The organism is Burkholderia sp. AcTa6-5 (assembly GCF_017815075.1).
GTDB lineage: Bacteria > Pseudomonadota > Gammaproteobacteria > Burkholderiales > Burkholderiaceae > Burkholderia > Burkholderia sola.
This window is the reverse complement of sequence record NZ_JAGIQE010000002.1, coordinates 378,434-404,154: the sequence shown is the minus strand read 5'-3', so window position 1 is coordinate 404,154 and position 25,721 is coordinate 378,434. Positions and strand designations below refer to the sequence as shown.

Below are 25,721 nucleotides of genomic sequence, written 5' to 3'. Positions count from 1 at the left end.
GGGAACCCTCGATAACCGCTCGGTCTGAGCCAGATTGGGTTATCGGCAGGCGGGCGCAGAATCGCATCGCTGATTTCAGATAGCGATCATTCGAGATTCGTTATGTTGTTAAAGAGCGGGCATATGCGGCCACCTATATGCACGAGAAGCAACGCAAATACGAGGCGCTGATCAGTAAGCAACGAAGATCGTGACGCGCCGGTTCCTCGCCCTTGAACCAGCATCGTCCCCCGCAACAAGCGGCTGCGTATCCGCCCGCCCGATCGCCGCCAGCCGATGCGGCGCGACACCGCGCTCGGTCAGGTAGCGCACCACACTCCCCGCGCGCGCCGACGAAAGCTCCCAGTTCGATTCGTATTTCGCGTTCGCGATTGGCACGCTATCCGTGTGGCCTTCGACGAGGATGTCGCCGGTTGCATGCTCGCTCAGTGCCTGTGCGATCTGGTTCAGCACCGGCGACGAATCGGGCAGCAAACGCGCATCGCCGACGTTGAACAGGATCTTCGCGTCGATACCGATCTCGACGCCATGCGGCGCCTTCACCAACGAAATGCGTCCATTCGACTTCAACGAATCGAGCAACGCGAGCCACGGCGGCGCTGGCTCGGACTTGGCAGCATCGATGGAAGCAGTCGCAGCATCCCCAGCCTGCCGCGCAAGCGTCTGATACCGCGCATCGAGCGCGTTGTATTTCGCGAGCTGAAGCACATACAGCGCGAGAAACAGCACCATCAACGTCGTGATCAGATCCGCGTACGAAATCAGCCAGCGCCCGGAGCGCGCGCCTTCGAGTTCGTGATCGTCGCGATCGGCAGCGGATGCGCCATCAGTTCGAGCAGTCATGCTGTCGGGAATCCGGGTTCGTCAAACGGTACAGATACAGGCCCAGGCGTAAGCACAAAGCACACGAACATCACGCCAGCGTTTCCGCCGCCCGCCCGCGCACGTCGCCGGTCAACCGCGTCTCGATCGTATGCGGCGATTCCTTGCGCGAGATCGCGAGCAAACCGTCGAGATACAGCTTGCGAAACCGCATCTCGCTATCGATCTGCGCGCGCAGCTTGCCGTACAGCGGCAGGAACACGAGGTTCGCGAACGCGAGCCCATACAGCGTCGCGATGAACGCCATCGCGATGCCCGGCCCGAGCTGCGCCGGCTCCAGAATATGACTCGTCACCTGCACGAGCCCGAGCACCGAGCCGAGAATGCCGAAGGTCGGCGCATAGCCGCCGGCCTGCTGCCACACGCGCACGGCTGCCAAGCGGCTGCGTTCGTACGCATCGAGTTCCCGCTGCAACGCATCTTCGAGCACCGCGGTCGACACGCCGTTCGCCAGCAGTTCGAGCCCGCGGCGCGCGAACGGATGAATCCCGCTCACGTCCATCGACTCAAACGCGAGCAGCCCGTCGAGCTTCGCGCGGTCGCCCCATTCGAGCAGGTCGGACAGGTTCTTGCGATCGACCTCGCGTGCCCGCACGAACGCGAGCCGCAACTGCTTCACCGCGTCGAAGAAGCGCGCCCACGTGTTCTGGATCATCACCGCGCCGAGCGTGCCGCCGAGCACGATCACGAGCGCCTCGAACTGAAACAGCATCGAGAAATGCCCGCCTTCCAGCGCGAACCCAAACACGATCGCCGCGCCGCCCAGCACCACACCGACCAGGGTCAACAGATCCATATGCGCCTCCGTATCACGCGTCAGACGACAATGTCGACGCGACGGACATCGCACCCGCCGCAGGCGCCTTCGCCGCGCGTACGGCCTCCAGCACGCGCTGCTCGATGTCCTCGATCTCGACCGGATCGAGCTTGAGTTCGCGGCGCATCACCCACGACACCTCGTTGCGCCGCGCCTCGGTCATCACGGAAAACAGTTTGTCGGCCACCGCGCGATCGTCGAGATTCGCGATCAGTTTCGCGAGGTCGTACGTATCGAACGCGCTGATCACGTCGAACAGCGTGCGCTGGTCGATCCACACGAGATCCTCGAGCGCGCGCACGTCGCCGCCGCGGCGCCCGTTGCGGCGGGAGAAGTACGCAACGCCTTTCTGTTCGACGTAGTTGAGCACCTTCGATTTGCGAAACGCGAACACTTCTTCCGCGATCTCGCCATTCGACAGCTTGTTGAGCAGCAGCGTCTTGTCGACGCCGATCAGCGATTCGAGATCGGCCAGTTCGATGAGTTCGAGTTCGCTGTTGATCGACACGTCGAGATCGTGATCGGCGACCTGCTGCGCGCGGTCGATCACGCGTGCGGCGTCGAAGGTGACGACCTGGCGCGCATCCGACGACGTCGCGTGATCAGTCGCGCCACCAGCGTCGCCCTGCGCCGCTTCGATCGTGACGAGGTTGAGCTTCTCCATGCGTCGCAGCATCGCGAGCACATGCGGCCGCGAGTGGCCGGCAATCGCGCGGCATTTGCGGATCACTTCGGCGAGCGGCACGGAGGTTTCGGCCGCATGCGCCTGCATCGGCCGGCGCGCCCATGTGTCGCCCGATTCGCGCGCATCGGCGCCGGCCATCAGTGACAACACGTGCGCATACGACAGCACGCCCGGCATGAAGTCGGCATGCGTATAGGTCGCGAGTTGGTCATCCTTGCGTTTCACGCGGCGGATCATCGTTCGCACGATATGACGCAGCAGTGCGGACACGCGCTCGATTTCTTCATCGAGGATGCCGGCCGGCACGACCGTGAGCTGACAGAACGACAGCGCCTTCGCGGTATGCGCTCGCGGTTCGGCGGCGAGCAGCGCCGATTCGCCGAAGAACTCGCCGCGGCCGAGCGTCGCGACGATCACGCGCTTGTCGTCGCAGCGCGTGGACAGCTCGACCTTGCCGTCGGTAATGAGGAAGATGACGGGCTCGCCCGCGAAGCCCTCCGAGTAAATGATTTCCCCGGGCGCGGCGGTACGCGTCCACGATTGCTGACGATTCACGAGTCGATCCCCCTGCTGCGCTGGTTATTGCGGACTGCGCGTCGCACGTCTGAAGCATGCGATCGCGAGTCATCCCCGTGACTTGTTTACGTCATCGGGCGCAACGCCCTTTAGGACATTCGTGCTCGTTTTGAACCGAAATCAAGGTGAAACGTTTGCGAGTTGCGCACGTCCATCGATCGTTCGTTTCGTCGCTTGCGCCTGTAGTGAAATTGAAAGCGCGCCGCGATCGCGCGCGTCAGAACTCCATGTCGAGTTCGTCGATGTCTTCGTGCTCGGCCTTCGCCGCGTCGATCCACTCGGCAACGAACGGATGCGCAAGCACGCGCATGCAGTACTCGGCGACATCCGGTTCGAGCTTCACGTCGTAGGTCAAAAAGCGCGTGACGACCGGCGCGTACATCGCATCGGCGATGCCGATCTCCGCGCCGAACAGCCAAGGGCCACCGTACTCGGCCAGACACTCGCGCCAGATCGTCACGATCCGCTCGATGTCGTGCTGCGCGCGCGACCAGATCCGGAAGCCGGGGAAATGCCCGCGCAGGTTCATCGGCAGCGCGGATCGCAATGCGCTGAAGCCGGAATGCATCTCGCCGCAGATCGACCGGCAATGCGCGCGTGCGTGGCGCTCGTCGGGCAGCAGCCGCGCCTGCGGGCGGATCTCGTTCAGGTATTCGGCGATCGCGAGCGTGTCCCACACCGCGTTGCCGTCGTGCGTCAGGCACGGCACGAGAATCGATGGCGACAGCAGCAGCAGCTCGGCGCGCGACGTGGCATCGATCGGCACGCTGATCGTCTCGAACGCGAGGCCGCTCAGCTTCGCGAGCAACCAGCCGCGCATCGACCACGACGAGTAATTGCGACTGCTGATGGTCAGCGTCGTTCGTGCGTTGGATTCCATATCACTCCCCTGCAGAATGTCGTTCGTGCCCCTGCACCGTAAACGGACGCGCCGTCGGACCGCGCACCACGCCTGTGCGGTCCGTACGCCGAACTGGCGCAACGTCGCACGGCATCGCCGCACGTGTCGCGCGCCCGACCAGCAAGGCAACGCATCGCCTTCGCCCTGCTCACTACGTACCGCGCGCATCGCCACGCTCCCGAACCGCTGCAACGCGCGTGCCAGCCGCATGCTGGCATACGGCTTGCCTCGTTCATTGCAATGCGGCGTCACGAGCGAAGGTCATGAATCTGCTTGCCTATCCGTTTTATCAATGGTCTGCGGAATGTCTGCGTCCGGCGCGTGCATGGGCGGCCGCGACGCGCGCAACGATGTCGCTGTGGCCACCGGCGACATCGACGCCGACAGGCCGCATGGTCGATGCGCTGTGCGAACTGCTCGAATGCTGCGCGTTCTCGCACCGGCGGCCGCCGTTCGGGATCGCGTCGGTCGTCGTCGACGGCGAAGCGGTGCCAATCGTCGAGGAAGCGTCCACGGCCACGCCGTTCGCGACGCTGCTGCATTTCCGCAAGGCGCGGCCGGTCGCGCGCCAGCCGCGCGTGCTGATCGTCGCGCCGATGTCCGGGCACTTCGCGACGCTGCTGCGCGGCACGGTGCGCACGATGCTGGCTGATCACGACGTGTACATCACAGACTGGCACAACCCGCGCGACATCCCGCTGACGGCCGGACGTTTCGGTTTCGACGAATACGTCACGCACGTGATCGACTTCATTCGCCACATCGGCCCGGACGCGCACGTGCTCGCGATCTGCCAGCCGACCGTCGCGTCGCTCGCGGCAGTCTCGCTGATGGCGGCCGGCGGCGATCCCGCTCAGCCGGCGAGCCTCACGCTGATGGCCGGCCCGATCGACTGCCGCGTGAATCCGACGAAGGTCAACGAACTCGCAACGAGCCAGCCGATCGAGTGGTTCGCGCACAACCTGATCAGCGTGGTGCCGACGGGCTTCGTCGGCGCGCAGCGGTGCGTGTATCCGGGCTTCGTGCAGGTGGGCGCGTTCATGTCGATGAACCCGGACCGGCATGCGGCGTCGTTCGCCGATTTGTACTACGAACGCGCGAAAGGCGACCCCGCGAAAGCCGATACGTTGCGGCATTTCTACGACGAATATTTCGCAACGGCCGATCTCACCGCGGACTTCTATCTGGAAACGGTCGAGAAGGTGTTCCAGCAGTACGCGCTCGCGCGCGGCGAGCTGACGGTGGGCGACAGGCTCGTCGAACCGGCAGCGATTCATCGCACCGCGCTGTTGACGGTCGAAGGCGAGAAGGACGATATCTGCGCGGTGGGCCAGACGGTGGCCGCGCAGGAACTGTGTTCGGGATTACCGTCGTACCTGAAGACGCACCATGTCCAGACGGGCGTGGGGCACTACGGCGTGTTCAACGGCAGCCGCTGGGAAACGCAGATCTATCCGATCGTGCGGGCGACGATCCACGACAACGAGCCGTACGATCGCACCGCGGATGCGGAAGGTGGCACAAGCGGCACCCATTACGTCACGCTGCGCGCGCTGCTCGATGCGCGCACGGCCGGGATCGATGCGGCGACCGAAGCGCAATCGGATCATGCGCACTGAACGCGGGTAGCGACACAGTGAATCGCCACGCCGGAGAGGCGCGGCGACGTTTGCCGCAACATCCGGACGACGCGTGAGCGAACCACTCGCGCGCCGGGCCGGCTAGGCGGAAGCGGAAGGCAAGTCGCGGATGTCGGCGCACCAATAAAAAACCGCCTGAATGCAGGCGGTTCGTCGAAAGCGCACACCCAACCGGCACGCTACGCACCGACCTCGCCCCACGGCGTCGGCTCCGGCACTGCACACGGGCCGTCGACGTCGATCGATTTGAAGTCGGCCGGCCCGACGATCTCCAGATACTCCATGTCCGGCGAGTAGTCGAACAGGTAGTGAACGATTCCCGGCGCCTGGTGCACGCAGTCTCCTGCCGCCACCAGCGTTTCCTGTTCGCCGTACATGAAGCGCGCCCAGCCCTTCAGCATGATCACGATATGGAATTCGGCCTCGTGACGGTGCCAGCCGGTGCCCGCCGCCGGTGCATGATTGGCCCTGACGAGTTGCGCGACGACCTTGCCGTTCGTCGCGGCGGCGATACCGAGATCGCGGTACAGGAAGAAGTCGCGCAGGCCCTCGCCTTGATAGGCGGTGTCCTGCGGCTTCACGTGGGAAAAAGCGGTGGTGGTCGGCGTGCTCATCGCGATGCTCCTTCATCGAAAGGATCACGCGAGACAAGCATTAAGCGTTCCAGTTTGCGACGGCGCGAAACCGTGCGCTTACTTACTTCAACCGCCCCGACAGAAACTGCCCGAGCCGCTCGCTCTTCGGATTCACGAGAATCTGCTGCGGATCGCCCTCTTCCTCGATCTTCCCCTGATGGAGGAAGATCACGTGGTTCGACACGTTGCGCGCGAAGCCCATCTCGTGCGTGACGACGACCATCGTCCGGCCTTCTTCGGCGAGCTTCTGCATCACCTTCAGCACTTCGCCCACCAGTTCCGGGTCGAGCGCCGACGTCGGCTCGTCGAACAGCATCACTTCCGGCTCCATCGCCAGCGCGCGCGCGATCGCGACGCGCTGCTGCTGGCCGCCCGACAGGTGCGACGGATACATGCCCTCGACGCGCGGCGCGAGCCCGACCTTCTCCAGATACTGGCGCGCCCGCGCGATCGCCTCGTCCTTGCCGACGCCGAGCACGGCCATCGGCGCCTCGATCACGTTCTCGAGCACCGTCATGTGCGCCCACAGGTTGAAGTGCTGGAACACCATCGACAGCTTCGTGCGCATGCGCTGCAGCTGCTTCTGGTCGGCCACGCGCAGCGAGCCGTTGCGATCGCGCAGGGTCTGGATCGGCTCGCTGCCGATCGTGATCTGCCCCGAGCACGGCTGTTCGAGGAAGTTGATGCAGCGCAGGAACGTGCTCTTGCCGGAGCCGCTCGAGCCGATGATGCTGATCACGTCGCCGGCCTTCGCCTTCATCGACACGCCCTTCAACACCTCGTTGTCGCCGAATTTCTTGTGCAGGTTGTCAACGGTAAGCTTGTACATGCTGGGTCCTTCGTTGCGGATCTTGCGAATGCGTTAATGGCCGCGCGGCGCGAGGTACGCGAGCCAGCGCGTCTCGAGCTTGCGGAACGCCCAGATGAGCGCGAACACGACGACCGCGTACAACACGGCCGCGATGCCGTACGCCTGGAACGACATGTACGTCGCCGAATTGACGTCGCGCGTGACCTTCAGGATGTCGGGCACGGTCGCGGTGAACGCGAGCGTCGTCGCGTGCAGCATCAGGATCACTTCGTTGCTGTAGCTCGGCAGCGAGCGGCGCAGCGCGGACGGCAGGATGATGCGCGTATAGAGCTTGAAGCGCGACATTCCGTACGCCATCCCGGCCTCGATCTCGCCGGCCGACGTCGCCTTGATCGCGCCCGCGAAGATCTCGGTCGCATACGCGCATTCGTTCAGCACGAACGCGAGCAGCGTGCAGTTCATCGCGTTGCGGAAGAATGTGTCGAGCAGCACGTGGTCATGCACGACCTGCAGGCTGTAGATGCCCGTGTAGCACATCAGCAGTTGCACGTAGAGCGGCGTGCCGCGGAACACGTACGTATAGAGCCACACGGGGCCGGAGATCCAGCGGTTCGACGACGCACGCGCGATCGCGAGCGGCACGGCGAGCGCGAAACCGAGCGCGATCGACACGACCAGCAGCCACAGCGTGATCGCGAGGCCGCTGAAGCGGTAGCCGTCGGAATAGAGATAGCTTTGCCAGTACTGGCCGACGAGTTCGATCACAGTGCAAGCCTCCGGACACCGACGGAATAACGCTTCTCGAGGTGGTGCAGCGCGACGTTGGACACCGTCGTGATCGCGAGGTAGATCGCGCCTGCCGCGAGCGTGAAAAAGAAGAAATCGAGCGTGCTCTTGCCCGCGTCCTGCGACGCCTTCACGACGTCGGCGAGGCCGATGATCGACACGAGCGCGGTGGCTTTCACGAGCACCTGCCAGTTGTTGCCGATGCCCGGCAGCGCGAAGCGCATCATCTGCGGGAACAGGATGCGGTAAAACACGCGCCAGCCGCTCATCCCGTACGCGAAGCCCGCTTCGAGCTGGCCGCGCGGCACCGCGAGGAACGCACCGCGGAACGTCTCGGTGAAGTACGCGCCGTAGATGAAGCCGAGCGTCACGACGCCGGCCACGAACGGGTCGATGTCGATCTGGTCCCAGCCGAGCACGTCGGTCACGTCGTTCAGCAGGATCTGGATCCCGTAGAACAGCAGCAGCATCAGCACGAGGTCGGGCACCGCGCGGATCAGCGTCGTGTAGAACGTGCCGACCGACTTGAGCGCGCGGTTGGCCGACAGTTTCGCGGCCGCGCCGGCGAGGCCCAGTATCAGCGACGCGGCGAGCGACAGCACCGCGAGCTTCACGGTCTCGACCGTGCCGGCCCACAGCAGCGGGCCAAATCCTTGGAAGATCATATTAGGGATCCAGAACGATGTGGCTGGATTGTCAATAGCCATTAAGCGCGTATCAAACGAGTTCTGCGCACGACGTGATGCGGCCTGCTCATCAAGCCGGGCGCGTCACGCGAAGGGCGTGGCGAGGGCAATACCGAGCGCGAGTTTCTTCATGGCGTTCCTATCAGAGGCGAACTGGTGCGGGTTCCGGTCAAGCTGAGCGCCGTGAACCCTTCCAACCGGGGAAATCGCGCGTTCCGGCGACGCCCCAAGTTGTACAGACAACTTTGCCGTTTCAGGGCGGGGCCAGCAATCCGTGTTTATCTCTAATTGTCGGCTGATTAGGAGCACTAGGCCGTATTTTCCTTAATTTTCAATTGATTATGGATTACACGAAGCGGAATGATGGCGCTCTCGCGGCGTACGGGCGGGCCGCGGCAGCTGTCTAGACTTTCGTCGGCTGAACCGCTCATCCAACGATAACTCGGCCAGCGCGCGCTCATCATGCCTTGGGCCGTTGGCCGGCGCGGCACGGCGCGTTTACGCATCCTTTGCACGCGCGCGGCGAGTCTATACACCGTCTCGCCACGGCGATTTCTAGAATGGGGGCCATGTCCATCACGAGATCTCCGCGATGCGGAGCCCGCTGTGACCGGGGATGAGCCCATGAAACCGACCACAACCGATTCCGCTGCTTCACGCCCTCTGCCGCCCGATCGTTCGCGGCGTCGCTCTCCCACGGACGCACTCGTGCTGCTGTCAGTTCGCGTCGAATCGGACAACCTCGCGATCGTGCGGCGCCAGTTGCATCAGGCCGTCGGCGCCGCGCTCAACGGCTACACGGCCACGATCGACAGCCGCACCGGGCGCGCGTGCATCGAACTCGAAGTCGCGCGGTCGCAGGCGTCGCCCGCGATCCTGTCGATCCTGCGCGCGCTGCCGGCCGCCGAGTTCGGCACGATCCGCCTGCTGCACTAGCCGGCGTTCGCCGCCGCCGCGCGTGAACACGCGTCACGCGCTCCCCTTTCATCGATTCGCACAAGCGTGTCCGCACGGGCACGCGTGACGGATCGCCGTTCCCGTCGCAACGGGCCTTTCCAGGAACTACATGCAATGAAAAAAGCAGTCGTCGGTACCCTGTCGTTCGCATTCATCGGCGCCGCCGCGCATGCGCAAAGCAGCGTCACGCTCTACGGGATGCTGGATGCCGGTATCGCCTATACGAACAACCAGTCGGGCAAAAGCGCGTGGCAGCAAGGCAGCGGGCTGCTGTCGAACACGGTCTTCGGGCTGAGCGGCAACGAGGATCTCGGCGGCGGCCTGCATGCGCTGTTTCGACTCGAAAGCGGCTTCAACCTGAATAACGGCACGCAGTCCTATCGAAATACGATATTCGGCCGCCGTGCGTACGTCGGCCTGCAGAGCGACCGGTACGGCACGCTGACGCTCGGTCGCCAGTACGACGCCGTGGTCGACTATCTCGGCCCGCTCGCGATGGCGAACAACGGCGACGGCAACAACCTCGCATCGCATCCGTTCGACAACGACAACCTCGACGATTCGTTCTACATCGACAACGCGGTGAAATACACGAGCCCGACGCTCGCCGGCTGGCAGTTCGGCGGCCTGTACGGGTTCGGCAACGCGGCCGGCGGCTTCGCGAACAACCGCGCGTACAGCGCGGGCGTGGCGTATGCGAACGGGCCCGTTAACCTCGGCGCCGCGTACCTGCAACTCAACCGCGGCGGCCTGACGGCCGGCGGCGCACTGTCGACGAACGACGCGCCGAACTTCCCGGCCGTCCGGCAGCGCGTGATGGGCGCCGGCGGCAGCTACGCGTTCGACCGGCTGACGATCGGCGCGTTGTGGACGCATACGATGTTCGACGAGACGGCCGCGTCGTCGCTGCCCGGCGCGCTGAACGCGCTGCGCTTCGACAACTACGAACTCAACGCGCGCTATGCGCTGACGCCGGCCGTCTCGTTCGCGGGCGCCTATACGTTCACCGACGGCCGCTACGACGACGCCACCGGCAGCCACCGGCCGAAGTGGCACCAGGTGACGCTGATGGCCGACTACGCGCTGAGCAAGCGCACCGACGTGTATGCGGAAACCGTGTACCAGCACCAGTTCGGCGTGCCGTCGGACGCGACGCTCGGGTTCGCGAACGTCACGGGGGTCGCGGCTTCGTCGACCCGCACGCAGGTAGTCGCAACGATCGGCATCCGGCATCGGTTCTGACCGCGCGCGGGCCGTCGACTGGCCGGCCGCTCTGTGCAATCCCGCATGGACGCGCGCCGGCCGAACAGGGATCATTCGGGGAATCCGGGCCGGCGCGCTCGCGAAACCGGTACACTCGGCGCCGGGCGCGCGCCGGATCGGCATTCGGCGGCGGCCCGCCGCCGACTCTGAATCGTGATCCCATGACCACACCGATCTATCAGGAAATCAAGGACTTCATCCTCGCGCGCATTCATGCCGGCGAATGGGCGGAAGGCGACCAGGTGCCGTCGGAGAACGAGCTCGCGCGCGAATTCAACGTCGCTCGGATGACCGTCAACCGCGCGCTGCGCGAGCTGACCGCCGAACAGGTGCTCACGCGCACGCGCGGCTCCGGCACGTACGTCGCGTCGCCGAAATACGAATCGACGCTCGTCGCGATCCGCAGCATTTCCGACGAAGTCGCCGCGCGCGGCCACGGCTATCGCGCGCAGGTGCTGCTGGTCGGCGCGGCCGTCGCCGATGCGAAGCTCGCCGACGAACTGCAACTCGACACCGGCAGCCCGATCTTCCATTCGCGCGTGCTGCACTTCGAGAACGACACGCCCGTGCAACTCGAGGAACGCTGGGTCAATCCGGCCTGCGCGCCCGAATACGCGTTGCAGGACTTCACGGCGACGACGCCGAACCAGTACCTGACGCGCGTCGCGCCGCTGCAGCGCGTCGAATACCGGATCGAGGCCGCGATGCCCGATGCCGACACGCGCCGCCACCTGACGATGGACGATCGCGAGCCGTGCCTGCTGCTGCATCGGCGCACGTGGTCGCAGGGGCTGGTCGCGTCGGTCGCCAATCTGTGGCACCCGGGCAGCCGCTATCGGTTCACCGGGCATTTCTGATGCCGACGCGCGGGCTTACCGCGCGCGCGGTTGCGCCCATCGTTCGATCGCACTGACCGCCCGCTTCAAGCCGTCTTCTTGCGCGACGAGCGTACCGAGTTCCGTCGCACGCGCCTTCGTCTCATCCCGTTCGGCAAACACGATGGCCCGCGCCAGCGCCGCAGCCTCCATGCGCCGGCCCGGCACCGGCGCATCCGCGACGCCGAGCCGTTGCAGCCGGTTCGCCCAGAAGAACTGATCGCCCGCGAACGGCACGACCACCGACGGAATACCGGCCCGTGCGGCCGAATGCGTGGTGCCCGAGCCGCCGTGATGGATCGCCATCGCGACGCGCGGGAACAGCCAGTCGTGCGGCGTGTCGCCGATCACGCGAACGTGCGCCGGCAGCAGCGACGCATCGATGCCGCTCCAGCCCGGATAAAGCAGCGCGCGCCGGCCGGCCAGCGCATGCGTCAGCGCCGCGGCCATCGCCGCGCGATCGAAGCCGGCCATGCTGCCGAAACCGACGTACACGGGCGGCTCGCCCGCGTCGAGAAACGCCGCGAGTTCGGGCGGCGGCGCCCACGCACGCGCATCGATTCGCCACTGGCCACAGGCTTGCACGTTCGCCGGCCAGTCGGCCGGACCGGACAGCAGCGCGGGCGACACGCCATACAGCATCGGATGATCGGTCCACACGCGCTTGCGCGGCGGCAATCCGCCTACGTTGGCGCGCGCGGCGTTGGTCGACTTCCTGAACGCCTGCCACAGCAGCGCATTCACGAACCGATGGGTCGCGCGATTCAGCCCGCGCGGCAACTTGCCCGGCGGCAGGAACGGCGACGCGAATTCGGCGGTCGGCGTGATCGGGATCATGCCCGTGCCGATCGCCGGGATGCGGCGATATTCGGCGACCGACAACCCGACGAACGACGCGAGCCCCGACACGAGCAGCGCGTCGCAGCCGGCCGATGCGTCCGCCACTTCGCGCATCCACGCGGCCGTGTTCGCATTCGCGATCGCCGCGAGCGCCTTCGACGTATCGGCGAAGCCGCCGCGCCCGCGCACCGCACCGGCCAACGCGCCTTCCGGCGCGATCGCGCGACGGATGTCGCCGGACAGCGGCGCCGACGGCACGCCGAGCGCGGCGGCCGACCCGAGCGTCGCCGCGTCGGCGAGCAACCGGACGTCATGGCCGGCATCCATCAATGCGCGACCGAGCGCCGCGAGCGGGCGCGTGTCGCCTTCGGTGCCGTAGGTGGCGATGACGAGTTTCATGCGGGGCTCCCCGTACATGGCGGAAAAGGTTGGATTCAAAAAATGCACGTCGTATACTAATGCAATCCGTACACTTTCAGTCAACCCCTGCCATGACGATTCCGACCGACGATCCGGGCCGCCGCGCGCGCAAACGCATCCAGATGCTCGCGCATCTCGCCGCGACCGGCGCGCGCCTGTTCGACGCGCACGGCTACGATGCCGTCACGATGGAGCAGATCGCCGCGCAGGCTGATGTCGCGAAGCGCACGCTGTACAACCACTTTCCGACGAAGGAAGCCGTGCTCGCGCACTGGCTCGAAGGCGAACTCGCGCGCGATCTCGCGCATTTGCAACACGACGTCGCGCGGCGCAAGACCTTTGCGTCACGCATCGGCTGCGTGCTCGACGCGTCGGCCGCGTGGTGCGAACAACATCCGGTGTATCTGCTCGCGTACCTGCGGCACCGCTTCCTGAGTATCGGCGCAGCCGAACCGGAGCGCGCGGGAGAGAACGGCAGCGACATCGCGCTGGTGTGGCAGCAACTGATCGCAGCCGGCCAGCAGGCCGGCGAACTGAACCGCACGCTGCAGGCAGATCAGCTCGCGACCTGGTTCCATCATCTGTATCTCGCGGCGATGCTGCGCTGGCTGACCGTGCCGGGGCTGTCGCTGAAACGGGAGTTTCAGTCGGTCGCGAAGCTGTTTATCGAAGGCGCGGAAGCGAAGCGGTGACGCACGCACAAACGCCCGGAAGGACGTCGCGGCGCCATGCAACGCAGCGCAACGGCCAGCGGGAGGCCGCCAACGCGTCGCGCATCGCGCACACATTGTTACAACGAACGCACACTTCGCATGCCAAATTTCCCGCGCAGCAGTATGCTGATGCGGTACGGCTGCGCACTGTGCATCGGGCAATCCCCTAGTTTGCACGCGACACGCGCCGCCGTCGCGACCGCAATCATGCGTTGCAAGGAGGGTTGTGATGGCCACCACGCATCAGCACTTCCACCTCGAACTACGGCACGCCACCGCGCCGACCTACTTCATCAGTTACCTGTTCCCCGCGTTGCTGTTCGTCTACGAACTGCTGCGCGTCGGCCAGTGGATCCGCGATCACGGGATGCAGTTCGTCGCGTTCAAGCAGATGGGCTACGAGTATCTGCTGATGCTGCTGTTCGTCGGGCTGCAGATCGTCGTCGAGGCGATCTTCCTGCTCGGCGCGGCGATGCGCAAGGATCATCGCGATTTCGAGCACCGCTTGCCGAACGTGATTCTCGGCATCGGCCTGTCGATCGTGCTGCTGGCGATCGATCTCGGGATCCAGCTTTCGTTCTGACGGCCAGCGGGCGGACGCCCGCTGGCGATGGCGAGCGCGCTCAGGGGCCCGCGTCGCGCAGCAACGTCGCGACGGCGGCCAGCACGTCGTCCGTCCGCTCGCGGTGCGGCATGTGTCCGCAGCGGGCGAGCAACAGGAACGACGACGGCCCCGCGACGCGCGCGGCGATCCGCTTCGGATGCACGTCGGATCCGTATTCGTCGTCCTCGCCGTGAATCGCGAGCGTCGCGCACTGCACGCGCGGCAGGTCGTCGTCGAGAGTCCAGTCGCGAAACGCCGGCGACAGCCACGTGTCGACCCACGCGCGCAGCACCCATTCGGCCTTGTCGCCGTGATAGCGCGCGAGCCGGTCGAGCTGCCCCGGCTCGTCGAACTGCCGCCCGGCGTCGCGAATGCCGGCCAGCGTGCGATCCTCGACGAACGCCTGCGCGGCGACCGTCACGAGCGCGCGGCAACGCGCCGGCTGCGCGGCAGCACAGCGGACCGCCATCCCGCCGCCGACGCTGTGTCCGAACGCGACGAACGTATCGACGCCGAGTTGATCCAGCACCGCGACGAACGCATGATCGGCCTCGTCGCGCACGAACGTCGTGGCGAGTACCCCGGGATGACGGTCCGAACGGCCGAAACCAAGACGGTCGTATGCGATCACGTCGCGTTGCGTCGCGCTGGCGAGCTGCACGGGGAAGTCGCGCCATAGATCGACGCAGCCGAGCGAATCGTGCAACAGCACGATCGGCGCGGCCTGCAAAGGTGCGGCCGGCCCAGGCGCGGCCGCGTGCCGCGCCGGCCCCGCACCCCAGCGTTTCGCAAAGAGACGCCCTTGCGGCGTCTCGACGGTCATCTTCTCGGTCACGATATCGGTCATGTGTCGGTCGTCTGCATGAAAGCGGCCGCCCGTCGGCGGCCGCATCGAATCCGGACATGGTGGCCCGTCGGCGCGCGCAGCGTCAAGCAAGCCCCTATCGGCCACGCGTTCATTCGGGCTGCGGCGGCAGATACTCCATCTGCGCTTCGTCGTACAGCCGGTAGATCAGCGCCTGCATCGCGCGAATGTCCTCCGACTCGTCCAGCATCCGCATGCTCATGATGATCGGCGACACGAGGTTCGGATCGTCGAGCGGCTTGTAGCTGATGTCGTCGCGCTTGAGCCCGTACACGCTGTGCGGCACGACCGACACGCCCTCGCCCATCGCGACGAGGCCGAGCGCGATCTGCAGTTCACGCGTCTCGTAGATCCTGCGCGGTTGCAGCGCGCGATCGTGGAAGGCCGCGAGCACCTGGTCCGCGTAGCTCGGGCGCGGCGCCTTCGGAAAGATGATCAGCGTGTCGTTGACGAGATCGTGCAGCGACAGCACGGGCTTCGCGCTGTCGAGCACGTGGCCGACCGGCAGCGCGACGATCATCCTCTCCTCGCGCAGCACGACGCGCCGCACGCTCGGATCCTCGTGGCGGATGCGCCCGAACCCGACGTCGATGCGCCCTTCCTTCAGCGCCTTGATCTGGTCCATCGTCGACATCTCGTGCAGGCTCAATTCGACGGCCGGATATTCGCTGCGAAAGCGCCGGATGATCTTCGGCAGCATCCCGTACAGCGTCGAGCCGACGAAACCGACCGACATGCTGCGCTCGATCTTGCCGACCCGCTTCGTCATCGATTCGAGTTCGGTGGTCTGCGCGAGCAACTGCACCGCATGCGAATAGAAGAAGCGTCCGGCATCGGTCAGCTTCAGCGGCCGCGCGGTGCGCTCGAACAGCGGCACGCCGAGCGCTTCCTCGAGCTGCTGGATCTGCCGGCTCAGCGGCGGCTGCGCGATATGCAGCCGTTCCGCCGCCCGCGTGAAATTCCGCTCTTCGGCCACCGCGACGAAGTAGCGGAGGTGTCTCAACTCCATGTTCGAATCCTCCCGGGACAGGCGACGGACGCTCATCCGGCACCGCGCGGGCAGCGCCCGCACCGCTCACCCTTGCCGGCTATCCGTACCGGCCTCCTCGATCGCCTGCTAGCCGATCCCGTCACGATACCTCAGCCGGCGCCGATCCCGGCTCGAGCAGCGTCGTGCTGGCGGCGACGTCCGGGGCCGCGCAAAGCAAAACGGGAAGCCGCGAGGCTTCCCGTTCGTTCACCGACGCCGCGCCGCGGCATCGTGCGCACCGCATCACACCTCGGTCGCATACAGCGCGTCGCGCTGCTCGTTACTCAGCGTGTCGAGCGGCACGTCGGGCAACTGATAGCAGATCATCGTGCCGTACAGCTCGGCCAGGCAGTTGCTGCCGGCGTCGAGCGCGTAGCCGTCCTCGCCGTCCGGCGCCGGCGGATACACTTCGCGCCACGCGTTGATCGCGGCTTCGATTCGCACGATGGAAACGGGTCCGGCCTTCCGCTCGGCGGGTGATGCGCTCATGAATTCCTCTGGGTTGCGCGCTCCGCGGGCCATGCCGGCCCGGCTGGAGCGATGAAAACGCCGGGCATCTCGCCGGCCGCCGCGCGCCGCGCGCGCCGGATGCCGATCCGCGCCGCGCCTGTCGCGCCGGCCGGGCCGCGGCCCGGTAGGGTCGGGCAATATAACCGGCTTTGACCCCGCGCAGGCAAAAGCCGGGCAAAAAAAACGGGAAGGCGCGCGGCTTCCCGTTTCGTCGCCATCGCGCGGCTGCCTGCCGCGCCGGCGTCAGCCCGCGGTTTCGCGGTTCGCCACCGGCTGCCGCTGCGCGCCGCGATTCGCGGCGATCCACGGCGCGATCTCCATGTCCTCGTAGCGCACGAACCGGCTCTTCTTCAGGAGCCGGAAGCCGAGCCACACGACCATGAACAGCGGAATGCCGACATAGGTCGCGGTCACGCCGGCCCAGTCGATCCGGTTCGCGAGGAACGCCTGGTAATCCTGGCCGAGCGCGATCACGAGGCACAGCACGAACGCGAACAGCGGGCCGAACGGGAACCACTTCGACTGGTACGGCAACTGGTCGAGCGAATAACCCTGCTTCACGTACCCCTTGCGGAACCGGTAGTGGCTGACCGCGATGCCGAGCCACGCGATGAAGCCCGTCATCCCCGACGTGTTCAGCAGCCACAGGTACACGGTCTTGTCACCGTACAGCGACGTGAAGAAGCACAGCGCGCCGACGGCGGTGGTCGCGTACAGTGCGTTGCGCGGCACGCCGCCCGGCGACAGCTTCGCGAACACCTTCGGCGCGCGGCCTTCGGTGGCGAGGTTGTAGAGCATCCGCGTGGACGCGTACATGCCCGAGTTCCCGGCCGACAGCACGGCCGTCAGGATCACCGCGTTCATCACGCCGGCCGCGAACGCGAGGCCGGCGTGGCGGAACACGAGCGTGAACGGGCTCACGCCGATGTCGGTCACGTCCGTCTTCAGCAGGTTCGGGTCGGTATACGGAATCAGCACGCCGATCACGAAGATCGCGAACACGTAGAACAGCAGGATCCGCCAGAACACCTGGCGCACCGCGCGCGGAATCGTCGTGCGCGGGTGCTCCGATTCGCCGGCCGCGACGCCGATCAGCTCGGTGCCCTGGAACGAGAAGCCCGCGATCATCGCGACGCCCATCAGCGCCGGCAGGCCGCCCGCGAACGGCGCGTCGCCGATCGTCAGGTTGCCCCAGCCGTTCGCCGGCGCGCCCTTCAGAATGCCGAAGATCATCAGCAGGCCAACGCCGATGAACGCGACCACCGTGACGACCTTGATCAGCGCGAACCAGTATTCGGCCTCGCCGAAGCCGCGCACGGTGAGCGCATTGAGCAGGAACATCACGGCGAGGAACGCCGCGCTCCACCACACGCCCGGCACGTCCGGAAACCAGTAGTGCATCACGAGCTGCGCGGCGACGAGCTCCACCGCGATCGTCACCGCCCAGTTGTACCAGTAGTTCCAGCCGAGCGCGAAGCCGAAGCCTTCGTCGACGTATTTCGCGCCGTAGGTCGCGAACGAACCCGACACCGGCATGAACGCGGCCATCTCGCCGAGGCTCGTCATCAGGAAGTAGACCATCAGGCCGATCAGCATGTACGCGACCATCGCGCCGCCGGGGCCAGCCTGCGAGATCGACGCGCCGGATGCGACGAACAGGCCCGTGCCGATCGAGCCGCCGATGGCGATCATCGTCAGGTGGCGCGCCTTCAGCGCGCGATGAAGCTTGGGTGGGTTCGCGGACGAACCGGGTGGGTCGGAATTCGGAATGGCGGACATAAACGAGACGAACGTTGAGCGGGCCGGCATCCGTTGCCGGCGCATGCGGAATCGGAGCGCGGTGCGCGTCCTGCGATGCATTCGATGCGGCCCCGATACGCGTTGCGCGGCGGGCGCCTGCGGCGAAGCGCGGATTCTACCTGATTCGATAGGGGGACAGCCGAGGTCGCGCCGCCCACCGCCATGCCGGAGACTTTGCGGAATCAACGGGTTGGCCGCGCCGGCCGTCGCCCTTTCGCCACACGTCGCAAAAACCACGACTACGATCGGGTCATTCGATTTTCGATTTTTCGGAGACCCTGTAATCCTGTCCCGATCCGCCAAATGCCGCGGCAATAGGCAAAATCGGCTGATGATTATGCGATTAATCAGACAAAAAGGCCGACACTGCCAATTGATTCAAATCAAGTCGCCCGCACGCCATGAGGTAATGATGCGTAACCGTTTCGAATCGCCGTCGCCGCATGCATGTTTTGCATGTGCGGGCGAAATGCACGAATTCGCGGGATAATGACGCTTAATTCGAAATAATCCGCGCGCGGAATCGCCAACGACGCGAGTAGCCGCCGCCCGTGCCCCCCGAGGATGAAGTCATTCCCGCTGCCCGCCACGCTGCGCCGCCATACCGCGTCGATCGTGGCACGCATTCTGTCGCCCCGCGGCGTACTCGTGGCGGGCATCGTCCTGCTGATGTTCAGTTGGGGACTTTCCACGTCGCTATTAATCGAGGCACGGCGCGACGCGTATGGCCATGCGGTCGAAAATGCGCGCAACCTGATGCTGCTGATCGAACGCGATATCGCGCGCAATATCGAACTCTACGATTTGTCGCTGCAAAACGTCGTCGACGGCCTGGCCGATCCGGAACTGATGACCTTGCCGCCGCGCCAGCGCCACCGGCTGCTGTTCGACCGCGCAGCCACCGGCGCCTATCTCGGCTCGATTTTCGTGATGGATGCGCATGGCAATATCGCGATCGATTCGAGCGTGTCGCCCGCGCGGCAAGGCAATTTCGCCGACCGCGACTATTTCGCCGTGCATCGCGACCGGCTCGCCCCCGGCCTCTACATCAGCCGGCCGTACGCGTCGCGGCTGCGCGGCGGCGCGCTGACGATCGCGCTGAGCCGCCGGATCAACCGGCCCGACGGCACGTTCGGCGGGATCGTCGTCGGCACGCTCAGCATCGACTACTTCCGCGCGCTGCTCGACGGTCTCGCGGTCGGCCGGCACGGCAGCGCGGCGATCGTCGAGGACAACGGCACGCTCGTGTCGCGCCTGCCCTACGACACGCGGGTGGTCGGCCTCGACCTGCACGATTCGCCGCTGTTCATCGACGCGCAGCGCGGCCGCGCCGGCGAGCTGACCGGTGTCGGCGCCATCGACGGCGTGCGGCGCATCTATGTTTACAAGCATCTCGCCGGGCTGCCGCTGATCGTCGACGTCGCGCCCGCCGAGATCGACGTCTACGCGGCGTGGCGCCATCGCGCGATCTGGACCGTCGTGCTGATGAGCCTGTTCACGACGTTCATCGCGTGGGGCTCGCTCGCGCTGTCGCGCGAGCTGAAGCGCCGGCAGGACGCCGAATCGAAGCTGTACCGGCTCGCGCACACCGATTCGCTGACGGGCCTCGACAACCGCGGCACGTTCGACACGGTGCTCGCGAAAGAGGCCCAGCGCGCGTCGCGCAACGGCCGCCCGTTGTCCGTGCTGTTCGTCGACGTCGACCACTTCAAGGCGTTCAACGACTACTACGGCCACCCGGCCGGCGACGACGTGCTGCGCCAGGTCGCGCAATCGCTGACGCGCAGCCTGCGCCGCGACAGCGACCACGTCGCGCGCTACGGCGGCGAGGAGTTCGTCGTCACGCTGCCCGACACCGACGCGCCGGGCGCGGCCACCGTCGCCGAGGGCATCCGGCGCGCGATCGCGGGGCTCGACATCGAACACGTAAAGAGCCCGTACGGGCGTGTCACGGCCAGCATCGGCACCGCAACCGCCGCCGACGGCCGAATGACCGCCGCGACGCTGCTGCGACGCGCCGACGAAGCGCTGTACCGCGCGAAATCCGGCGGCCGCAACCGCGTGCTGGACGCGCAATCGAGCGCGGCCGACGCTTGACGCGATGTGATCCGGCGGGCCGCGTGACACGAAGCGGCCGCCTGCCGCCCAGCCACGGCCCGGCGGCCTCGCCGTGGACAGCCCGCGCGCGTTCGGCTAGCGTTACGTCAGCTGCGCATGCGGCGCGGCGCCGGCCCGCGCACGCCGCCGTGCGCGTTCCCGCCACTCCCGCTCCGTCATGACCGCCCCGCTCCCGACCCGACTGCCGCCGCTCGTGCGCCACGCGCTCCGCCCGCTGCTCGACCCGTACCGCCGCTACCGGCACGCGAAGCTGATCCATGCGGCGCGCGTCGCGCTCGCGATTCTCGTGTCGATCGCGCTGTCCACGGGGCTGAACGTGCCGCATGGCGAATGGTCGACGATCACCGTGCTGATCGTCGTCGGCGGGCTGCAGCATCACGGCAACATCCGCAAGAAGGCGGCCGAGCGCGCGCTCGGCACGTCGATCGGCGCGCTGGCGGGGCTCGGGCTGATCCTCCTCTACTCGTTCCTGCACGCGCCGTTCGCGATCTACCTGCTGATGGCCGTCGGGTGCGGTATCTGCGCGTATCACGCGATCGGCAAGGCCGGCTACATCGCGCTGCTGTCGGCGATCACGATGGTGATCGTCGCCGGGCACGGCGACAACGAGATCGTCGACGGCCTGTGGCGCGCGGTGAACGTGCTGGTCGGCATCGTGATCGCGCTGGCGTTCTCGTTCGCGTTGCCGCTGTACGCGACCTATTCGTGGCGCTACAAGCTCGCCGACGCGCTGCGTGCGTGCGCGGCCGTGCATGCGCGGCTCGCGGGCGACCGCCACGTGAGCGACGATGCGCACCTGAAGGAAATGGCCGCGCTGAGCGCACTGCTCGTGCAGTTGCGTTCGCTGATGCCGTCGGTGTCGAAGGAATGCGATATCCCGGTCATGCAGCTCGAGGCGATCCAGCGCAGCCTGCGCCTGTGCATCGGGTATCTGGAGATCCTGTCGAGCGCGCTGCCGGCCGCCGATGACGGGGCGGCCCGCGAATACATGCGCGTCGAGATGAAGGGCGTGCACCGGCGCATCCGCGACACGCTGGTCGGCGCGAGCCGCGCGCTGAAGTTCGGCACGCCGAGCCGGCTCGCCCCGCGCCGCCGGCCGGTCGACCCGCCGCACGACGCGCCGCCGCCGCAGTTGTCCGGCTATGTATCGATCACGGCCAAGCTGGCCGGCGAAGTCGACCAGTTGCGCGAGCGGCTGCTCGATACCGCGCAGGCGTGGAATATCTGAGGTTCCGGTTTCGTGCGCCAGTCTTTCATATGCCTTTCTGTGTGGAGGGGTGCGCACTGACGACGGCGCCCCCTGCCTGACCGCCGATCCGGCCCTGAAATTCGGCCGCAGCCCGACCCTTCAGCACGCGTTTCGGCAGCGATGCAACGCCGTCCAGCCTTGCGTTCTCCAGCCGGTTAACCGCCCGTCAGGCCCGCCGCGACAGGCGCGACGACGGTTCCGCAGCAAAATCAGCCCTTGCCCCAACTTCCCGGACAGCCGATACTCGCATATTCCGCGAAATACGATCCCACCGGCTTCAATCCACGGTAATTCCTATGAGCACGATTCTCGAAAGCCTCCCGACCGGCCAGAAGGTCGGTATCGCCTTCTCCGGCGGCCTGGACACCAGCGCCGCGCTGCACTGGATGAAACTGAAGGGCGCCGTCCCGTACGCATACACGGCGAACCTCGGCCAGCCCGACGAAGACGATTACGACGCGATCCCGAAACGCGCGATCGAATACGGCGCAGCCGGCGCCCGCCTGATCGACTGCCGCGCGCAGCTCGTCGCCGAAGGCATCGCGGCGCTGCAAAGCGGCGCGTTCCACATCACGACCGCCGGCGTCACGTACTTCAACACCACGCCGATCGGCCGCGCCGTGACGGGCACGATGCTCGTCGCCGCGATGAAGGAAGACGGCGTCAACATCTGGGGCGACGGCAGCACGTACAAGGGCAACGACATCGAGCGCTTCTACCGCTACGGCCTGCTCGTGAACCCGGATCTGAAGATCTACAAGCCGTGGCTCGACCAGACGTTCATCGACGAGCTCGGCGGCCGCGCCGAAATGTCCGAATTCATGAACCAGGCCGGCTTCGCGTACAAGATGTCGGCCGAGAAGGCGTATTCGACCGACTCGAACCTGCTCGGCGCGACGCACGAAGCGAAGGATCTGGAAAGCCTCGAAAGCGGCATCAAGATCGTGAACCCGATCATGGGCGTCGCGTTCTGGCGCGACGACGTGAAGATCGCCGCCGAAGAAGTGACGGTGCGCTTCGAAGCCGGCCAGCCGGTCGCGCTGAACGGCGTCGAGTTCAAGGATCAGGTCGAGCTGCTGCTGGAAGCGAACCGCATCGGCGGCCGCCACGGCCTGGGCATGAGCGACCAGATCGAGAACCGCATCATCGAGGCGAAGAGCCGCGGCATCTACGAAGCCCCGGGCCTCGCGCTGCTGTACATCGCGTACGAGCGTCTCGTCACCGGCATCCACAACGAAGACACGATCGAGCAGTACCGCGAGAACGGTCGCCGCCTCGGCCGCCTGCTGTATCAGGGCCGCTGGTTCGACCCGCAGGCGATCATGCTGCGCGAAACGGCACAACGCTGGGTCGCACGCGCGATCACCGGCGAAGTGAAGATCGAACTGCGCCGCGGCAACGACTACTCGATTCTCAGCACGAAGTCGCCGAACCTCACGTATCAGCCGGAACGCCTGTCGATGGAGAAGGTGGCGTCGACGTTCTCGCCGCGCGATCGTATCGGCCAGCTGACGATGCGCAATCTCGACATCACCGATACGCGCGACAAGCTGCGCGTGTATTCGCAAGTCGGGCTGCTGACGCCGGGTGAAGCGTCGGCGCTGCCGCAGATCAAGGGCGATAGCGACAAGTAAGCCCGTCGCTTTCGCGAGCGGCCGGGCGGTGTGACAACCGCCCGGCCGCATGCAGTCCTTCCCTTCCCGCTTTTTCTTCAAGCACTGCCGGATTCGCCACGCGTATCGCGACGGTCCTGCAGGCGCGTCAACGTTATTTCGATGCCGTGGCCGTCGCGGTGGCCGCAGTCGTCGTCAATGCCGTCGAAGCAGCAGCAGTGGCCGGCGCAGGCGTACGTGCCAGATCCCGACCGATCAGGTCCGCGACCAACTTCTCGCACGACTTGATCCCTTCCACCGACTTGTCGAAATTCTTCTCGAGATCGCTGAAGCTGCCGTACTTGTAGGCAAAATCGCTGTCGACGTGGACGCTGTTCGCCTTGATGTCGTAGCCGCACGCGAACGTCTTGTAATAGAGGTCCTGCTTCGTCTTCGCGTCGAGAATGCGCGCGCGGATGACGACCCACGGGACGTAGTCGAGCTGGTTGGGCGGCGAGATATAACCGAACGACGTGAACCACACGTTCATGATCGCGTCCGCGTCGGTCTGGATCGCCGAGTAGTCGTCCGACTTGCCGTCATCGGCGAGCTTCACCTTCTGGCCGTCCAGCTTCACGACCTGATAGCCGTTGCCGGTGAGGCGGCCCGCCACGCCTTCTGCAATGTCCGGCGCGAACACGATCTTGCCGGCCGCGACGTGATCCGTATAGGTGCTCGTATGGCTTGCGTTGACGGCGCCTTGCGCGAGCGCGCCGATCAGCCCGAACCCGCCCGCCGCGCCGCCGAAATTGACGACCGCGACACGCTTCGGCTCGATGACGTCGAGCATCGCGATCGAATGCAGGTTCTGACGCGCTTCGGGTTTCATGTCGGTATTCGGCACCGTGGCGCAGCCGGACAGCAGCGTCACGAGCAGGCCGCAACCGAACAAGGTGGCTTTGGATGAGTTCTTCATTGGATCAGTGGCTTTCGTTGTTGACGGAACGTATTGATCGGGCCGTCGCACACAGCGCGTCGACACGCCGTGTGCGGTTCGGCCGTGCGTTTATTGTTTGATCACCTGACCGTATGCGATGAAGCTGTAATCAGCCGCGCGCAGCACGTAGAGGATCGAGCGCTTGAAGCCGTTGGTTCCCGTGATCGGCACGAACATGATCGCGGCGCTGCCCGACAGCGGAACGCCGGCCGGCAGCTTGCAGCCCGTCGATGCGGAGGCCGTCACCGTCATGTCGTACATGTTCTGGTTCGAGCCGAGCGTGGAAAGCAGCAGCGTGCCGCTCAGGTTGCAACCGCTCAGCGTGCCGGTCAGCGTACCGCCCGATGCAATCGCGAACGACGCGTTGGTCGTCGCCCAGGTGCCCACCACGCTGTCCTGCGTGACCGCAAGTGCGTTCGCGGCGTTGTAGGTCCACGTGAAATTCGACGCCGTACCGTTGCGGGTGATCGTGCCGGACAACGTCTGCTGCGGGCTGTATGCGCCGGAGCCCGAATCGATCTTCGTGACGATGCCGCTCGTTCCTGCGAAGTTGATACCCGGCGCGAGCGACCACGTCGAACCGTTGACGGTCAGGGTCGAGAAATCGTCGGACATCACGAACGATCCGAGCAGGTTGAGCGTGCTCAGGTTGTTGTGCGGGTCGACCAGGGCGATCGTCGAGTAGCCGAGGTTGCCGGACGCCGACCAGATCCCGACCGGGCCGGTTGCCGTTGCGGCCGTCGAACCGGTTTGCGGGGTCGTCAGACTGGGCAGTGCCTCGCCGACCGTCACCGGCTGCGACGATGCGACGGGGGCGCTTGCGGGGGGAGCTGCGAGCGGTGTGGACGCGACGGACGGTGCGCTGGCTGCGTTATTGGCGCCGCCGGTGTTCGCGGGTGTGCCGCTGCTTGCGTTCGACGAGCCGTCGCCGCCGCCGCAACCGGCGACGACGAATACCGAGATTGCGGCTGCAGTCAGCAGGCAAAGGGAATGCTTGTTCAATTCAATCCTCGATTTTTTTGATGCGTTTTTTTTAGTGGTCTAGATTCGAATCGCGTTACTTTTCAGGTGTGTTGTGTGGGCCTCCTCGAGCGATGTTGGATGCTTGGGGTGATGTGTTGGGGAAGCGCGATGAGGGGGGCGTCGGTTGCCGGATAGCCGGCACGACGGGGACGAGCGTGGAGGGGTGGTCGTGCGGGAACGCGCACGCAGCGGTGAGAACCGCGTGCTGCAGCAGGCATGCCGCGGCAAGGCAAAAGCGCAGCGCGCGCCAGCCCCCGGTGCCTGCGCGCCCAATCGAATCGGTGCATCCCATCTTCTATACTGCGCACGGCTTCGCCGGCCGCGCGCCCCCCTCGGTTGTTTGGTCGTGTGGTTTGGTTGTATGGCTTTGGTAATACTTTTTTTGAGCTACCGAGGAAGGTAACGGCGGTGGTGGAGATTTCTTTAGGGTGGGTTTATCGAGGGAA

Annotated in this window: 24 protein-coding genes; 9 read left to right on the top strand and 15 right to left on the bottom strand. The window is 65.9% G+C overall.

Annotation, left to right across the window (positions count from 1 at the left end):
* Positions 1-171: 171 nt before the first annotated feature.
* The 4 genes from J8I33_RS04660 to J8I33_RS04645 all read right to left on the bottom strand — a co-directional run bounded on the left by J8I33_RS04660 (position 172) and on the right by J8I33_RS04645 (position 3,840).
* The gene (locus J8I33_RS04660; RefSeq protein WP_209933493.1) at positions 172-843 is read right to left on the bottom strand and encodes an OmpA family protein; all 672 of its coding nucleotides are present in this window, start codon (positions 841-843) and stop codon (positions 172-174) included.
* A 70-nt stretch (positions 844-913) separates the two neighbouring features.
* Positions 914-1,678 carry a flagellar motor protein gene (locus J8I33_RS04655; RefSeq protein ID WP_050018079.1) on the bottom strand — a complete coding sequence of 255 codons (765 nt, stop codon included), beginning with the start codon at positions 1,676-1,678 and terminating at the stop codon, positions 914-916.
* 13 nt (positions 1,679-1,691) lie between these two features.
* Complete coding sequence (locus J8I33_RS04650) at positions 1,692-2,939, bottom strand: cyclic nucleotide-binding domain-containing protein (protein WP_089489083.1); 1,248 nt, start codon at positions 2,937-2,939, stop codon at positions 1,692-1,694.
* 238 nt (positions 2,940-3,177) lie between these two features.
* Positions 3,178-3,840: a glutathione S-transferase family protein gene (locus tag J8I33_RS04645; RefSeq protein WP_050018077.1), complete on the bottom strand. Its 663-nt coding sequence runs from the start codon at positions 3,838-3,840 to the stop codon at positions 3,178-3,180.
* 284 nt (positions 3,841-4,124) lie between these two features.
* On the opposite strand from J8I33_RS04645, the gene phaZ reads away from it, so the two are divergent.
* Positions 4,125-5,480 carry a polyhydroxyalkanoate depolymerase gene (gene phaZ, locus J8I33_RS04640; protein WP_209933492.1) on the top strand — a complete coding sequence of 452 codons (1,356 nt, stop codon included), beginning with the start codon at positions 4,125-4,127 and terminating at the stop codon, positions 5,478-5,480.
* A 200-nt stretch (positions 5,481-5,680) separates the two neighbouring features.
* On the opposite strand, the gene J8I33_RS04635 is transcribed toward phaZ, so the two are convergent.
* The 4 genes from J8I33_RS04635 to J8I33_RS04620 all read right to left on the bottom strand — a co-directional run bounded on the left by J8I33_RS04635 (position 5,681) and on the right by J8I33_RS04620 (position 8,398).
* The gene (locus J8I33_RS04635) at positions 5,681-6,115 is read right to left on the bottom strand and encodes a cupin domain-containing protein (protein ID WP_050018075.1); all 435 of its coding nucleotides are present in this window, start codon (positions 6,113-6,115) and stop codon (positions 5,681-5,683) included.
* Between the two features lie 82 nt (positions 6,116-6,197).
* A complete protein-coding gene (locus tag J8I33_RS04630; RefSeq protein WP_050018074.1) occupies positions 6,198-6,965 on the bottom strand; it encodes an ATP-binding cassette domain-containing protein in 768 nt (255 codons plus the stop codon).
* 33 nt (positions 6,966-6,998) lie between these two features.
* On the bottom strand, positions 6,999-7,712 hold the full coding sequence (locus tag J8I33_RS04625; RefSeq protein ID WP_124554511.1) for an ABC transporter permease: 714 nt from the start codon (positions 7,710-7,712) through the stop codon (positions 6,999-7,001).
* Positions 7,709-8,398, bottom strand: a complete 690-nt coding sequence (locus J8I33_RS04620) for an ABC transporter permease (RefSeq protein ID WP_209924687.1) — start codon at positions 8,396-8,398, stop codon at positions 7,709-7,711. The genes J8I33_RS04625 and J8I33_RS04620 overlap by 4 nt, the downstream gene beginning before the upstream one ends.
* Positions 8,399-9,127: 729 nt before the next feature.
* On the opposite strand from J8I33_RS04620, the gene J8I33_RS04615 reads away from it, so the two are divergent.
* The 3 genes from J8I33_RS04615 (at position 9,128) to hutC (ending at position 11,496) form a co-directional block, all read left to right on the top strand.
* Positions 9,128-9,355, top strand: a complete 228-nt coding sequence (locus tag J8I33_RS04615) for a hypothetical protein (RefSeq protein WP_050018071.1) — start codon at positions 9,128-9,130, stop codon at positions 9,353-9,355.
* Between the two features lie 135 nt (positions 9,356-9,490).
* Positions 9,491-10,618 carry a porin gene (locus J8I33_RS04610; RefSeq protein ID WP_209933490.1) on the top strand — a complete coding sequence of 376 codons (1,128 nt, stop codon included), beginning with the start codon at positions 9,491-9,493 and terminating at the stop codon, positions 10,616-10,618.
* 182 nt (positions 10,619-10,800) lie between these two features.
* Positions 10,801-11,496, top strand: a complete 696-nt coding sequence (gene hutC / locus J8I33_RS04605; RefSeq protein ID WP_050018069.1) for a histidine utilization repressor — start codon at positions 10,801-10,803, stop codon at positions 11,494-11,496.
* A 15-nt stretch (positions 11,497-11,511) separates the two neighbouring features.
* Here the strand turns inward: hutC and J8I33_RS04600 are convergent, their stop codons facing one another.
* Positions 11,512-12,753 carry a glycosyltransferase gene (locus J8I33_RS04600; protein ID WP_209933488.1) on the bottom strand — a complete coding sequence of 414 codons (1,242 nt, stop codon included), beginning with the start codon at positions 12,751-12,753 and terminating at the stop codon, positions 11,512-11,514.
* Positions 12,754-12,845: 92 nt separating this feature from the next.
* Here J8I33_RS04600 and J8I33_RS04595 point away from each other — a divergent pair, with 92 nt between their 5' ends.
* Both J8I33_RS04595 and J8I33_RS04590 read left to right on the top strand, forming a co-directional pair.
* Positions 12,846-13,466, top strand: a complete 621-nt coding sequence (locus tag J8I33_RS04595; protein ID WP_050018067.1) for a TetR/AcrR family transcriptional regulator — start codon at positions 12,846-12,848, stop codon at positions 13,464-13,466.
* A 250-nt stretch (positions 13,467-13,716) separates the two neighbouring features.
* Positions 13,717-14,070, top strand: coding sequence for a hypothetical protein (locus tag J8I33_RS04590; RefSeq protein ID WP_124631237.1), 354 nt, complete (start codon positions 13,717-13,719; stop codon positions 14,068-14,070).
* A 40-nt stretch (positions 14,071-14,110) separates the two neighbouring features.
* Here J8I33_RS04590 and J8I33_RS04585 read toward each other — a convergent pair whose 3' ends face one another.
* The 4 genes from J8I33_RS04585 to J8I33_RS04570 form a co-directional block, all read right to left on the bottom strand.
* A complete protein-coding gene (locus J8I33_RS04585; protein WP_209933485.1) occupies positions 14,111-14,938 on the bottom strand; it encodes an alpha/beta hydrolase in 828 nt (275 codons plus the stop codon).
* 109 nt (positions 14,939-15,047) lie between these two features.
* Positions 15,048-15,965 carry a LysR family transcriptional regulator gene (locus J8I33_RS04580; protein WP_050018064.1) on the bottom strand — a complete coding sequence of 306 codons (918 nt, stop codon included), beginning with the start codon at positions 15,963-15,965 and terminating at the stop codon, positions 15,048-15,050.
* 264 nt (positions 15,966-16,229) lie between these two features.
* Complete coding sequence (locus J8I33_RS04575; RefSeq protein WP_047901546.1) at positions 16,230-16,475, bottom strand: DUF3717 domain-containing protein; 246 nt, start codon at positions 16,473-16,475, stop codon at positions 16,230-16,232.
* Between the two features lie 264 nt (positions 16,476-16,739).
* On the bottom strand, positions 16,740-18,275 hold the full coding sequence (locus J8I33_RS04570; RefSeq protein ID WP_209933480.1) for an amino acid permease: 1,536 nt from the start codon (positions 18,273-18,275) through the stop codon (positions 16,740-16,742).
* 585 nt (positions 18,276-18,860) lie between these two features.
* Here J8I33_RS04570 and J8I33_RS04565 point away from each other — a divergent pair.
* The 3 genes from J8I33_RS04565 to argG all read left to right on the top strand — a co-directional run bounded on the left by J8I33_RS04565 (position 18,861) and on the right by argG (position 23,297).
* On the top strand, positions 18,861-20,393 hold the full coding sequence (locus J8I33_RS04565) for a sensor domain-containing diguanylate cyclase (RefSeq protein ID WP_209933475.1): 1,533 nt from the start codon (positions 18,861-18,863) through the stop codon (positions 20,391-20,393).
* 178 nt (positions 20,394-20,571) lie between these two features.
* Entirely contained in the window at positions 20,572-21,642 is a 1,071-nt protein-coding gene (locus tag J8I33_RS04560; protein WP_209933467.1) for an FUSC family protein, read from the top strand.
* Between the two features lie 317 nt (positions 21,643-21,959).
* The gene (gene argG / locus J8I33_RS04555; RefSeq protein ID WP_050018060.1) at positions 21,960-23,297 is read left to right on the top strand and encodes an argininosuccinate synthase; all 1,338 of its coding nucleotides are present in this window, start codon (positions 21,960-21,962) and stop codon (positions 23,295-23,297) included.
* Between the two features lie 133 nt (positions 23,298-23,430).
* Here argG and J8I33_RS04550 read toward each other — a convergent pair whose 3' ends face one another.
* Both J8I33_RS04550 and J8I33_RS04545 read right to left on the bottom strand, forming a co-directional pair.
* Positions 23,431-24,231 (bottom strand): hypothetical protein, encoded by an 801-nt coding sequence (locus J8I33_RS04550; RefSeq protein ID WP_124631231.1) that lies wholly within the window; start codon positions 24,229-24,231, stop codon positions 23,431-23,433.
* A gap of 90 nt (positions 24,232-24,321) precedes the next feature.
* The gene (locus tag J8I33_RS04545) at positions 24,322-25,254 is read right to left on the bottom strand and encodes a hypothetical protein (protein WP_245171459.1); all 933 of its coding nucleotides are present in this window, start codon (positions 25,252-25,254) and stop codon (positions 24,322-24,324) included.
* Positions 25,255-25,721 lie beyond the last annotated feature (467 nt).

Bases quoted from the DNA above. Each gene is read 5' to 3' on its own strand.
- J8I33_RS04660 (WP_209933493.1), bottom strand. From the start codon at position 843: ATGACTGCTCGAACTGATGGCGCATCCGCTGCCGATCGCGACGATCAC.
- J8I33_RS04655 (WP_050018079.1), bottom strand. From the start codon at position 1,678: ATGGATCTGTTGACCCTGGTCGGTGTGGTGCTGGGCGGCGCGGCGATC.
- J8I33_RS04645 (WP_050018077.1), bottom strand. From the start codon at position 3,840: ATGGAATCCAACGCACGAACGACGCTGACCATCAGCAGTCGCAATTAC.
- phaZ (WP_209933492.1), top strand. From the start codon at position 4,125: ATGAATCTGCTTGCCTATCCGTTTTATCAATGGTCTGCGGAATGTCTG.
- J8I33_RS04635 (WP_050018075.1), bottom strand. From the start codon at position 6,115: ATGAGCACGCCGACCACCACCGCTTTTTCCCACGTGAAGCCGCAGGAC.
- J8I33_RS04630 (WP_050018074.1), bottom strand. From the start codon at position 6,965: ATGTACAAGCTTACCGTTGACAACCTGCACAAGAAATTCGGCGACAAC.
- J8I33_RS04620 (WP_209924687.1), bottom strand. From the start codon at position 8,398: ATGATCTTCCAAGGATTTGGCCCGCTGCTGTGGGCCGGCACGGTCGAG.
- J8I33_RS04610 (WP_209933490.1), top strand. From the start codon at position 9,491: ATGAAAAAAGCAGTCGTCGGTACCCTGTCGTTCGCATTCATCGGCGCC.
- hutC (WP_050018069.1), top strand. From the start codon at position 10,801: ATGACCACACCGATCTATCAGGAAATCAAGGACTTCATCCTCGCGCGC.
- J8I33_RS04600 (WP_209933488.1), bottom strand. From the start codon at position 12,753: ATGAAACTCGTCATCGCCACCTACGGCACCGAAGGCGACACGCGCCCG.
- J8I33_RS04595 (WP_050018067.1), top strand. From the start codon at position 12,846: ATGACGATTCCGACCGACGATCCGGGCCGCCGCGCGCGCAAACGCATC.
- J8I33_RS04590 (WP_124631237.1), top strand. From the start codon at position 13,717: ATGGCCACCACGCATCAGCACTTCCACCTCGAACTACGGCACGCCACC.
- J8I33_RS04585 (WP_209933485.1), bottom strand. From the start codon at position 14,938: ATGACCGATATCGTGACCGAGAAGATGACCGTCGAGACGCCGCAAGGG.
- J8I33_RS04580 (WP_050018064.1), bottom strand. From the start codon at position 15,965: ATGGAGTTGAGACACCTCCGCTACTTCGTCGCGGTGGCCGAAGAGCGG.
- J8I33_RS04575 (WP_047901546.1), bottom strand. From the start codon at position 16,475: ATGAGCGCATCACCCGCCGAGCGGAAGGCCGGACCCGTTTCCATCGTG.
- J8I33_RS04570 (WP_209933480.1), bottom strand. From the start codon at position 18,275: ATGTCCGCCATTCCGAATTCCGACCCACCCGGTTCGTCCGCGAACCCA.
- J8I33_RS04565 (WP_209933475.1), top strand. From the start codon at position 18,861: ATGAAGTCATTCCCGCTGCCCGCCACGCTGCGCCGCCATACCGCGTCG.
- J8I33_RS04560 (WP_209933467.1), top strand. From the start codon at position 20,572: ATGACCGCCCCGCTCCCGACCCGACTGCCGCCGCTCGTGCGCCACGCG.
- argG (WP_050018060.1), top strand. From the start codon at position 21,960: ATGAGCACGATTCTCGAAAGCCTCCCGACCGGCCAGAAGGTCGGTATC.
- J8I33_RS04550 (WP_124631231.1), bottom strand. From the start codon at position 24,231: ATGAAGAACTCATCCAAAGCCACCTTGTTCGGTTGCGGCCTGCTCGTG.